The sequence below is a fragment of the Pseudacidobacterium ailaaui genome (genome assembly GCF_000688455.1).
Lineage (GTDB): Bacteria > Acidobacteriota > Terriglobia > Terriglobales > Acidobacteriaceae > Pseudacidobacterium > Pseudacidobacterium ailaaui.
In genome coordinates, this window is sequence record NZ_JIAL01000001.1 from 3,490,790 (window position 1) to 3,502,711 (window position 11,922).

5 protein-coding genes are annotated in these 11,922 nt (G+C 56.4%); all 5 read right to left on the reverse strand.

Annotated features, from left to right (window positions below; genetic code table 11):
* Window positions 1-137 precede the first annotated feature (137 nt).
* The 5 genes from rpoC to rplA all read right to left on the reverse strand — a co-directional run bounded on the left by rpoC (window position 138) and on the right by rplA (window position 11,633).
* A complete protein-coding gene (rpoC, locus tag N655_RS0115610; protein ID WP_026443732.1) occupies window positions 138-4,328 on the reverse strand; it encodes a DNA-directed RNA polymerase subunit beta' in 4,191 nt (1,396 codons plus the stop codon).
* A gap of 145 nt (window positions 4,329-4,473) precedes the next feature.
* Window positions 4,474-8,955: a DNA-directed RNA polymerase subunit beta gene (rpoB, locus tag N655_RS0115615; protein WP_026443733.1), complete on the reverse strand. Its 4,482-nt coding sequence runs from the start codon at window positions 8,953-8,955 to the stop codon at window positions 4,474-4,476.
* Window positions 8,956-9,677: 722 nt separating this feature from the next.
* Window positions 9,678-10,061 (reverse strand): 50S ribosomal protein L7/L12, encoded by a 384-nt coding sequence (rplL, locus tag N655_RS0115620; RefSeq protein ID WP_026443734.1) that lies wholly within the window; start codon window positions 10,059-10,061, stop codon window positions 9,678-9,680.
* Window positions 10,062-10,258: 197 nt separating this feature from the next.
* A complete protein-coding gene (gene rplJ, locus N655_RS0115625) occupies window positions 10,259-10,798 on the reverse strand; it encodes a 50S ribosomal protein L10 (RefSeq protein ID WP_026443735.1) in 540 nt (179 codons plus the stop codon).
* A 124-nt stretch (window positions 10,799-10,922) separates the two neighbouring features.
* Window positions 10,923-11,633, reverse strand: coding sequence for a 50S ribosomal protein L1 (gene rplA / locus N655_RS0115630; protein WP_026443736.1), 711 nt, complete (start codon window positions 11,631-11,633; stop codon window positions 10,923-10,925).
* Window positions 11,634-11,922: the final 289 nt, after the last annotated feature.

The following is an 11,922-nucleotide window of genomic DNA, read 5'->3' on the forward strand; positions in this document are numbered from 1 at the left end:
GCCCTGTCAACAGAAATTCCAGACATCCTGTCATAGCCAAGAACAGCAAAAAATGCTCGAAGGCTCCCATCACAGCAGTAAAAAAAGGAAAGCCCCGGCAGTGCCGGGGCTGAGAGTATAGGGCAGGAAGGCCGGTGTTACTCAGCGGCCATTTCTTCGGCTTCACCTTCCTGACGCATCATTTCCAGCTCGCGTTCGGCGGCCTCAAAGGCCTCCTGTACTTCCTGCTGGACACGGGCAGCAGCTTCCTCTAGCTCCGGCGAGAGCTGGATATTGCGATAGTACTCCATACCCGTGCCGGCCGGGATGAGGCGGCCGACAATGACGTTTTCCTTAAGCCCGCGCAGGTTGTCCACTGCACCGTTGATGGAAGCTTCGGTAAGAACACGCGTGGTCTCCTGGAAGCTGGCAGCCGAGATAAAGCTCTCCGTAGACAGCGAGGCCTTGGTGATACCGAGCAGCAGCGGGCGGCCGATGGCCGGTCGGCCACCGTTGGCGATGACACGCTCGTTTTCGGCCCGGAAGCGGAACTTGTCCACCTGTTGTTCGAGCAGGAAGTTGGTATCACCGACTTCCTCGATCTTCACCCAGCGCAGCATCTGGCGCACGATGACTTCGATGTGCTTGTCCGAGATGGCCACACCCTGCAGACGGTAGACTTCCTGGATTTCATTCACCAGATATGCCTGGAGCTCCTTTTCCCCGAGCACGGCAAGAATATCGTGCGGGTTGAGAGGACCATCCATAAGAGGTTCACCGGCGCGCAGGCGTTCACCTTCCTGAACATTGATATGCACACCACGCGGGACAGAGTATTCTTTCTGTTCTCCGTTGTCCGCTATGACATAGATTCGGCGCTGGCCTTTGGTGACTTCACCGAACTTCACAACGCCGTCAATCTCAGAGATGATAGCCGTTTCGCGCGGCTTGCGGGCCTCGAAGAGCTCGACAACACGAGGCAGACCACCAGTGATGTCCTTGGTCCGTGTGGTTTCACGCGGGATCTTGGCCAAAACGTCACCGGGGAATACTTCGTCCCCATCCTGGATCATGAGGTGGGCCCGTGAGGGCATAAGGTAGCGCTTGTTGCCTTTCGCTCCTTTGATCACGATCGCCGGCTGGCGCTTTTCATCCGGTGAGTCGCCCACAACCAGGCGGGAGAGACCGGTCACTTCGTCCACTTCTTCGTGCAGGGTAATGCCTTCCTGCAGGTCTTTAAACTGGACTGTGCCGCCAATCTCGGTAAGGATGGCAAAGGTGTAGGGATCCCACTCCACCATGGCCTGGCCAATCTCGACCTTCTGCCCATCTTCGACCTTCAGCTTAGCGCCATAAACCACCTGGTAGCGCTCTTTTTCGCGACCGCGGTCATCAATAATGGCGATGGAGCCAGACCGGTTCATGGCTACCAGATCCCCTTGTTTGGAGCGGACCGTAACCATATTAATGAAGCGGACTGTGCCAGCATTCTTGGCATCCAGTCGCGATTGCTCCGCCACACGGGAGGCCGTTCCACCAATGTGGAAGGTGCGCATGGTAAGCTGCGTCCCCGGCTCGCCAATGGACTGTGCAGCGATGACGCCGACGGCTTCACCCAGCTCCACCAAACGTCCTGTTGCCAGATTGCGCCCGTAGCAGAGCACGCAGACGCCGCGACGCGATTCGCAGGTCAGCACGGAGCGGATCTTGACGCGCTCCACGCCGGCAGCCTGGATCTGCGAGGCAAGGTCTTCGTTGATCTCTTGATTGACGTCGACGATGACGTTGCCTTCGTAGTCCTTGATCTTTTCGAGCGAAACTCGACCGATGATGCGGTCGCGCAGAGGCTCGATGATTTCGCCGGACTCAACAATGGGCGTAACGTAAATGCCCTCGACAGTACCGCAGTCATGCTCGCTGACGATCACGTCCTGGGCCACATCCACAAGACGGCGGGTAAGGTAGCCCGAATCAGCGGTCTTAAGCGCGGTGTCTGCCAACCCTTTGCGCGCGCCGTGCGTCGAGATGAAGTATTCGAGCACGGTAAGGCCTTCGCGGAAGTTGGCGGTGATGGGCGTCTCGATAATTTCACCGGACGGCTTGGCCATCAGCCCGCGCATACCGGAGAGCTGTCGAATCTGCTGTTTTGAACCGCGGGCGCCAGAATCGGCCATGATGTAGATCGGGTTCATGGCCCCTTCCTTGTCCGCGCTCTTCATATTGTCAAACATTTCGTCAGCGACTTTTTCCGTGACCGCTGACCACAACTGAATGACTTTGTTATTGCGTTCGCCGTTCGTGATGGCGCCATCAAGATATTGCTGCTGGATGGCAAAACGCTGCTTTTCAGCGTCACGCACCAGAGAGTACTTGGTCTCTGGAATGACCATATCGTCCAGTCCAACAGAGAGGCCCGAACGCGTTGCATACTGGAAGCCAAGCTCCTTGATGCGATCGAGCATCTTGACCGTGGTCTCAAGACCAAGATTCAGGTAGCAATAGTTGACGAGCTGACCGATTCCCTTTTTCTTGAGAAGGCCATTGACGTAAGGCATCCCTTCAGGCAGCGCATCATTCAGAATGGCGCGACCTACGGTCGTCGAGATGTACTGCTTGTCATAATCGACCGGCTCCGTATGAAGGAGGTCCTGATCATCATACGCAGTGGTCATGTCCAACACACGGCCGGTGTAGCGCAGGCGAATCGGAGTCAGGGTCTCGACCTCTTTCGCATTCAGCGCCATCAGGACTTCTTCTGTATTAGCAAAGACGCGCCCTTCCCCCTTCGCACCCTTCTTGGCCTTGGTAAGGTAATAGAGACCGAGCACCATGTCTTGCGTCGGCACCGTAATCGGCTGACCAGACGCCGGCGAAAGAATATTGTGCGAGGAGAGCATCAACACGCTGGCCTCGACCTGCGCTTCCGGTGACAGCGGAATATGGACGGCCATCTGGTCACCGTCAAAGTCTGCGTTGAACGCGGTGCAGACAAGCGGGTGAATCTTAATGGCCTTGCCTTCCACCAGCACAGGCTCAAATGCCTGAATGCCGAGGCGGTGCAGGGTGGGGGCGCGGTTCAGCAGCACCGGGTGGTCCTTAATGACTTCTTCAAGAATGTCCCACACGATGGGTTCCTGCAGCTCGACCATCTCCTTGGCCTGCTTGATGGTGGTGCAGTGGCCGGTCTGCTCCAGACGGTGATAGATGAAAGGCTTGAAGAGCTCAAGCGCCATTTTCTTCGGCAAACCGCACTGGTGCAGCTTGAGCTCTGGACCAACGACAATCACGGAACGACCGGAGTAGTCCACGCGCTTGCCCAGCAGATTCTGACGGAAACGTCCCTGCTTGCCCTTGAGCGTATCGGAGAGTGACTTGAGCGGACGGTTGTTCGCCCCGCGCAGCACACGTCCACGGCGTCCGTTGTCAAACAGAGCATCGACGGCTTCCTGCAACATGCGCTTTTCATTGCGCACAATGACCTCAGGAGCATGGAGGTCCATGAGCTTCTTAAGGCGGTTGTTGCGGTTAATGACGCGCCGATAAAGGTCATTTAGATCAGAGGTGGCAAAACGGCCGCCATCCAGTGGCACCAGCGGACGCAATTCCGGTGGAATGACCGGAATCACGTCCAGGATCATCCATTGCGGCTTATTGCCCGATTTGCGGAACGCCTCGACGACCTTGAGGCGCTTGGAGTATTTCAGACGCTTTTGGAGTGAAGTCTCCGCCTTCATCTTCTCGCGCAGCTCAATGGCGAGCTCGTCCACATTGACGCGCTTCAGCAGCTCTTTAATGGCTTCAGCGCCCATCATGGCCTTAAAGCCGGTAGGACGATACTGCTGGTCGAGTTCACGGAAGCGGTTTTCGTCCTTGATGATTTCCCGCTCGCGGGTGGGCGAGTCGCCCGGATCCACGACCACGTAGCTCTCAAAATAGAGCACGCTCTCAAGATCGCGCAGAGAAATGTCAAGCAGATGGCCGATGCGCGACGGCAGTCCCTTGAAGAACCAGACGTGCGAGCAAGGGCTGGCCAACTCAATATGTCCTAGGCGCTCGCGGCGGACCTTGGACAGAGTGACTTCCACTCCGCACTTGTCGCAGATGACGCCGCGATGCTTCATGCGCTTGTATTTTCCGCACAGACACTCCCAATCCGTGACAGGACCGAAGATGCGGGCACAGAAAAGCCCGTCGCGCTCCGGCTTAAAGGTGCGGTAGTTAATGGTTTCCGGCTTGGTGACTTCGCCATGGGACCAACTGCGGATCTTTTCGGGCGAAGCAAGCGAGATGCGGATCGCATCGAAATCGGTGATCGGGTTGGTCAATTCAAACGGGCTGGAACGGTACAAGGTGACCCTCCTTACAGCTTCTAGCCTCTGGCTATTGCTGCGTTAACTTCTGTTCTTTTTGCAGCGCCTCAATCACGCTGCTCAATCTTCGGTCCTCGCCTCTTCTGCTGACCCAAAACTGGAGGTCAGCAGATCAAGGCCACAGCTAATCGGCCGCTACAAATGTTGGCAGCGGCTGTTTTTTGGCTTCATCGCCGACCTGCTTAATCAGCTCCACATCGAGGCAGAGCGCCTGCAGCTCGCGGACAAGCACGTTAAAGGATTCCGGAACACCAGGCTCAATTGCAGCTTCGCCCTTGACGATGGCTTCGTATATCTTGGTACGGCCATAGACGTCATCGGACTTGGCGGTGAGCAGCTCCTGAAGGATGTAGGCGGCACCATAAGCTTCCAGCGCCCAGACTTCCATCTCTCCAAACCGCTGTCCGCCAAACTGCGCCTTGCCACCCAGCGGCTGCTGCGTAATCAGCGAGTATGGCCCAATCGAACGGGCATGGATCTTGTCGTCGACCAGGTGCGAGAGTTTGAGCATGTAAATGTAGCCTACAGTCGCCGGCTGCTCGAACTGCTCGCCGGTCATGCCGTCATAGAGGTGGATTTTCCCTGACTCTGGCAGCCCGGCAGCCTTGAGCAGTGCCTTGATTTCCGTCTCTTTGGCTCCATCGAACACGGCGGTCCCGAACCAGGCACCTCGCTCCATACCGGCACAGACACGGACCAGCTCTTCATCATCCAGATCCAGCAGATACTTGAGCACGGCGGTGTTGGCGAACTTCTCCTTTACCGCTTCGCGAAGACGTGCCACGTCATTGTATTCATTGACCAGCGCGGCAACCTGTTTGCCCACCTCATGCGCAGCCCAGCCGAGATGCGTTTCAAGGATCTGACCGACGTTCATACGCGAAGGCACGCCAAGAGGGTTGAGGACAATCTCCACCGGTGTGCCATCGGGAAGATACGGCATGTCCTCCTCAGGCAGCACGCGCGAGATGACACCCTTGTTCCCATGGCGTCCAGCCATCTTGTCACCCACCGAGAGCTTACGCTTCATGGCGATGTATACCTTGACCAGCTTTATCACGCCGGGAGCAAGCTCATCGCCCTTCTGCAGCTTGGCGATCTTCTCATTGGTGATCTTGCGCAGGACATCAATCTGGCGCGAGGTCATCTCTTCGATTTCGTCAATCTGCTCGTTTACGCGCGGGTCCTTGTCTGCATAGCGGATACGCTTCAGGTTCCGGGTCGAGATCAGCTCGATCGTGTCGCGATCAAGGATCGTACCCTTCGTCAGTAGACGTTTATTCGTACGCTCATCATGCAGGTCAGCCAACACCTCTTTGCCACCCAGAATGGCTTCCAGGCGCTTCAGGCGCTCGTCGGTGAGAATACGAATCTCATCGGCAAGGTTCTTTTCCAGCTTGGCCACCTGCTCAGCCTCGATCTGCTTGGCGCGCTCGTCCTTTTCCTGTCCCTTGCGGGAGAAGATACGCACGTCCACGACCGTCCCTTCAATACCCGGAGGGCAGGTCAGTGAAGCATCACGAACATCACCTGCTTTTTCCCCGAAGATGGCGCGTAGCAGTTTCTCCTCTGGAGTCAGCTGCGTTTCCCCCTTGGGCGTGACTTTACCGACAAGAATGTCGTTGTGCTTGACCTTGGCACCGATGCGGATGACGCCGCTTTCGTCCAGGTCGCGCAGGGCATGTTCACTGACGTTTGGAATATCACGCGTAATTTCTTCCGGCCCGAGCTTCGTATCGCGCGCTTCAATCTCAAATTCCTCGATATGGACGGAGGTGTAGTAGTCGTCCTTGACGAGTTTTTCTGAGATCAGAATGGCGTCCTCGAAGTTATATCCTCGCCAGGGCATGAAGGCGACCAGCACATTGCGGCCCAGACCCAGTTCTCCCTGTTCCGTGCAAGGGCCATCCGCAATCACCTGCCCTTTCACCACGCGGTCTCCCTTGCGGACAATTGGCTTTTGATTAATGCATGTGTTTTGATTGGACCGCTTGAACTTGATGAGCTGATAGATGTCCGAACCAACTTCGCGCGACAGCTGCGTGGGATGGTGCTCGCCCTCTACGCGCACAATAATGCGCTCGGAGTCTACCGAGTCCACGATGCCATTCCGGCGGGCCAGAACCACGGCCCCGGAATCGCGCGCCGTAACGCCTTCCATGCCGGTACCTACCAGAGGAGCCTCAGAAACGAGCAGCGGGACCGACTGGCGCTGCATGTTTGCACCCATCAAAGCGCGGTTGGCGTCGTCATGCTCCAGGAAGGGCACCAGCGAAGCGGCCACCGAAACAAGCTGCTTCGGGCTGACGTCCACATAGTCCACCTCATTTCGGTTGACCAGCACAAAATTGCCTTGACGGCGGGCATTTACCAGCTCCTCGACAATATTGCCCTCGTCGTCGAGCTCGATATTGGCCTGAGCAATCGTGTGGCGGTCTTCCTCCCAAGCGGAGAGATAGAAGGAAAAAGGCTCAAATTCAAGGGTGCGCTTCTTGTCTTTCTTGAGCTGGTTGTTCAGCCTAATGGCTTCCTGCTTTTCCAGATGGTCCCCAACGCGCAGACCGCTCTCACCTGCATTGGTGATCTGAACATAGTCCAGAACGCGGCCATCCCGTACACGACGGTACGGCGATTCAATAAAGCCATACTCGTTGATGCGCGCAAAACAGGAAAGCGAGCTAATGAGGCCGATGTTAGGGCCTTCCGGTGTCTCGATTGGACAGATACGCCCGTAATGTGTGGGGTGCACGTCGCGGACTTCAAATCCGGCGCGCTCGCGGGAGAGACCACCCGGCCCCAGGGCGGAGAGACGGCGCTTGTGCGTAATCTCTGACAGCGGGTTGGTCTGGTCCATGAACTGCGAGAGCTGCGATGAGCCGAAGAATTCGCGGATGGCGGCCATGACCGGTTTGGCATTGATAAGGTCATGCGGCATCGCAGTGGACATCTCCTGGTACACGCTCATCTTTTCCTTGATGGCGCGTTCCATGCGCACCAGACCAATGCGGAACTGGTTTTCCATCAATTCACCCACGGCGCGCACGCGGCGGTTGCCCAGGTGGTCGATGTCATCCACAATGCCGATGTTCTTTCGCAGTTTCAGCAGATACCGGATGGTCGCATAGAAGTCCTCAGGCGTAAGGGTGCGGCGGTCTAGAGGCGTAGCGTCCTGGTCCTCATAGAGCTTGATATTGAATTTCAGACGTCCTACGCGGGAGAAATCATATTTGCGCGGATCGAAGAACATACCTTCAAACAGCGCCGTGGCCGTATCGAGGGTCGGCGGGTCGCCAGGGCGCAGCTTGCGGTAGATTTCAATGAGCGCTTCTTCCGGCTTACGGACCGAGTCGCGACGCAGCGTGTTGGTAATGATATTTCCCACATCATCGCGCTCAGGAAAGAAGACTTCCAGCGTGCTGACGCCGCTCTGCATGATCTTGTGCAGCTTGTCGGCGGTCAGCTCTTGATTGGCCTCAAGGAAGACCTCGCCCGTCGTCGTGTCAATCACATCCGCTGCGGTGACCGCGCCATCCAGTTCCGCGGTCTCGACTTCAACTTCGCCAATCTTGTGCTGGCGCAAGGCCTTCAGAATCGAAGGCGTGATTTTGCGTCCGGAATGGGCAATCTCCTCGCCTTTCACAACAATGGCATGGGCCGGCTTGGCCCCAAGCAGATGCGTGCCCTTTTCCGCGTCTGCCTCAACGGTCCAGAAGAGCTTCCCATCACGGACGCTGATTTTGTCCACCGTGTAGAAAGTCTTGAGAATCTCTTCGTCCGACTTCAGCCCCAGCGCGCGCAGGAAGATCGTACCCAGGAACTTACGCTTACGGTCAATGCGGACATAGAGCGTGTTCTTCTGGTCGTATTCAAATTCGACCCAGGAACCGCGATAGGGAATGATCTTGCCAAGGAAGTACGTGCGATTGTTGGCCGTCTCAAAGAAGACGCCAGGAGAGCGGTGCAACTGCGAAACGATGACGCGCTCGGTACCATTCACAATGAAGGTGCCATTCTGCGTCATCAGCGGGATGTCGCCGAAAAAGACCTCCTGCTCCTTGATGTCTCTTATGGTCTTGGCGCCGGTTTCCGCGTCCTTGTCGTAAATCGTGAGGCGAACGGTGACCTTCAGAGGCGCCGAGTAGGTCATCCCGCGCTCCTCGCACTCGGATTGGTCATATTTCAGCTGCAGGCCGACAGGGTCGCCGCATTTATTGCAGAAGTCCGGGGTGTTCTTGTTATAAGTGCCGCACTTGTGGCAGAGCACATCTCCAGGATGAAATGGATCGGTGATCACCATGGCGCCGCAGTGCACGCAGGCAGTGCGCAGGTGATGCAGCCCCTTCAGGTGTCCGCACTTGCACTCCCAGTTTCCGATCGAATAGTCCACAAAATCCAACTGCGAGATATTGCGGAAATCAGTGATGGGAAAAACCGAGGTAAAGACAGACTGAAGACCATTGTCTTCGCGCTCGGAAGGCAGTTTGTCCATCTGCAAAAAGCGCTCATAGGAACGCCGTTGCACTTCGATAAGGTTGGGAATTTTGATCGCTGTTGGGATTTTGGAAAAATCGAGACGTCTGCGAATCGCGCGCTTCTCGTTCGGCATGCTTCACTCCTGAGGCCCGTATACGCAAGGGACTTGACATGCTGTCCAGGCCACGCAGCATGTCCTGATGTCAGAACTGCAGCGGCGTCCCTCGCCCGCCGTTGCAGTAAAGATTCATCCGCACTCCTGCGCTCCCAAAATGAAACGCAGGAAACATCATTCCCGGAGTTTCCACACTTCCGGGGCTTGCATCTTCAAGCAACCTCACGTTAAAAACAAAACGTCAAACTGAGGTGCTGAAGCAGTTCGTCCTCAGGCGGGGTACCAGACAGGGCGCAAGAAGCAGGCGAAATGCACGCACAAACACGAAAGGCCCGTAAAGACAAGACGTCTTACGAGCGCCACAACTCGGATTGTGCACTTTTGAAATACAGAATGTTTCGCTTCCGCCGCGTTGAAACCGTTGATGCCGCCCTACAGCTGATTTGAATTCGCACAAGCAGGCCCGCCGCTTTCTCCCACAGGTGCGCCGGCAACCAACCGGTGCCGGAAAGATTCCTCTATCTAAAAACCTATTGGATAAATTTGCGCAAATTCTTCTTCGCGCAGGACTTATCCGTGAACGACCTCCGCAAATTCGCCCCGAAAAGAAAAACGGGGCGGGATGCGCACTTCTCATCATAGCGCATCCCGCTTTGGTATGCAACTTGCCTCCTTGACTTTTATCAGGGATTTATGCAGCCGCCCAAGCGCAGCGCATATTCCCCAGCCAGGAAACGTAACTACTTGATTTCGATGGTCGCAATGCCCTCAAACTTCTTCTTGATCGCCTCAGCATCTTCCTTGCTGACGTTCTCCTTGAGGGTTTTGGGCGCGCCATCTACCAGGTCTTTAGCTTCCTTCAGACCCAGCGAGGTGACTTCGCGCACGGCCTTGATCGTGTTGATTTTGTTAGCACCCGCATCCTTCAGGATGACGGTAAACTCAGTCTGCTCTGCCGCCGCAGGCGCAGCTGCACCTGCTCCGGCACCCGCTCCGGCAACGACCACTGGGGCCGCAGCCGCGGCCGAGACACCGAGACGCTCTTCGAGCTTCTTCACCAGGGCTGCTGCATCCAGCAGGCTAAGCCCGACAATCTGATCTTCCAACTGCTGCAAATCCGCCATTGATTTTCTCCGTAATACGAAATTTGTTTACCACTCCGGAGCACCCGTGCTCCAGTTGCCGCCGAACCCTCGTGAAGTTTCCGATGTGCCCAGACCTGCACCCTTCACGCGCGCCCCTGCGGCGGATCCCGTTATGACCACCAGCCCACCACACCTCACATCGCAGCGATCAGGCCGGCACCGTCCACAGGCGCCCATCAGCCTGCGACTTCTGCAAACTTTTTCTGCTCGACTGCCTGATTGACAACCACAGCCAAATCGCGTCCCGTAGCGTTGATGACCGTTGCCAGACGCTGGGCCGGGGCATTGATCAGGAAGAGCAGCTTCGAGAAGATCTCTTCCCTGCCGGGCATGGTGGCAAGCTGCTTAATCTCATCAACCGTAATCACCTTGCCATCAATGATGCCCAGCTTAAATGTAAATTCAGCGTTTTCCGCCACCCAGGTGGAAAGCGCCTTGGCCAGAGCGACCGGATCGCCGCTTGTATAAGCCACAGAAGAAACGCCCTTCAAGCCCTGAAGCGCCGCTTCAATCTGCGTCCCCTGCGCCGCACGGGCCGCCAACTTGTTCTTAAGAACACGGTAACGTCCTCCCGCAGCACGGACTGTCTTACGCAGCTCAAAATCCTGAGCCACAGTCAGCCTTGCAAATGTGCCGATAATTGCACTGGTCGAACCCTGCAGCTCCTGAGCAAGCTGCGAAACCTTTTCTACCTTCTTCGCCTTGGTCAATGCCATGATATGCCTCTAGCTGTTTGCCTCTAGCCTGCCACTGAAATGCGTCGCGCTAATGCGCGGAACCCAAAGGCCCTCAATTTGCCTGCCGGCGGCTAGGGAACCGGCAGCTTAAGCCCCGCTCGAATCAGGCCTTCGCGACCTGGTCCGCAATCGTCCCATCGAGCGGAATGCCAGGACCCATCGTCGAGCTGAGCGTAATCCCCTTGATGTATTTGCCCTTTGCAGCGGAGGGCTTTGCGCGCACTACGCTGGTAATAACGGTCAGAGCATTCTCCACCAGCTTTTCGGGCGGAAAGGAAATCTTGCCCACCGGAACATGCACCAAGGCCGTCTTGTCGGTGCGAAACTCGACCTTACCCGCCTTGATCTCTTTTACCGCCGAAGCAACATCGGTGGTCACAGTGCCCGTCTTGGGGTTCGGCATCAGGCCGCGAGGCCCGAGCACCTTACCCAGACGTCCGACAGACTTCATCATGTCCGGAGTAGCAATCAGGGCATCGAAATCAGTCCAGTTCTCTTTCTGGATCTTTTCGACCAGCTCATCGCCGCCTACGATATCCGCGCCGGCCGATTCGGCCTCGCGCAGCTTCTCGCCGGAAGTGATCACAGCCACCTTCTTGGTCTTACCCAAACCATGCGGCAGCACGACGGTACCGCGCACCATCTGATCGGCGTGGCGGGGATCCACACCCAGGCGGAGCGTCAGATCCACAGTTTCATCAAATTTCGCAAATTTCACCTTCTGCAGAAGCGGAACAGCTTCCTGCAGGGCATAGGGGCGCTTTTCGACAGCAGCACGCGCCTTCGCAATATTTTTGCTGACTTTTCTGGCCATGTATCCTCGTCTCCCACCGCACAGCCGATTTTGCTGGCTGGCCGTGGTACAGTTGACTTGCCCTGGGCTGGCACCCAAAGCACTCTTTCAAGTATGCAGGAAACGAGCGTTTTGCGCAAGAAATTGTGCAAACATTCTACGGTCCCGGAACATCCCAAGCCTTACCATTCCCATAGGCCTTCAACAAACCATGGTGAAGGAGTCGGCATGAAATGGACGCCGGCAAGATATGCACAGCCCTTCTTTTCCGCACGTTTGACCCTTTCATTCCAGGCCCGTACCATAAAGG

Excerpts from the sequence above, each read along its gene's own strand:
- rpoB (WP_026443733.1), bottom strand. The coding sequence starts at position 8,955 with ATGCCGAACGAGAAGCGCGCGATTCGCAGACGTCTCGATTTTTCCAAA.
- rplL (WP_026443734.1), bottom strand. The coding sequence starts at position 10,061 with ATGGCGGATTTGCAGCAGTTGGAAGATCAGATTGTCGGGCTTAGCCTG.
- rplJ (WP_026443735.1), bottom strand. The coding sequence starts at position 10,798 with ATGGCATTGACCAAGGCGAAGAAGGTAGAAAAGGTTTCGCAGCTTGCT.
- rplA (WP_026443736.1), bottom strand. The coding sequence starts at position 11,633 with ATGGCCAGAAAAGTCAGCAAAAATATTGCGAAGGCGCGTGCTGCTGTC.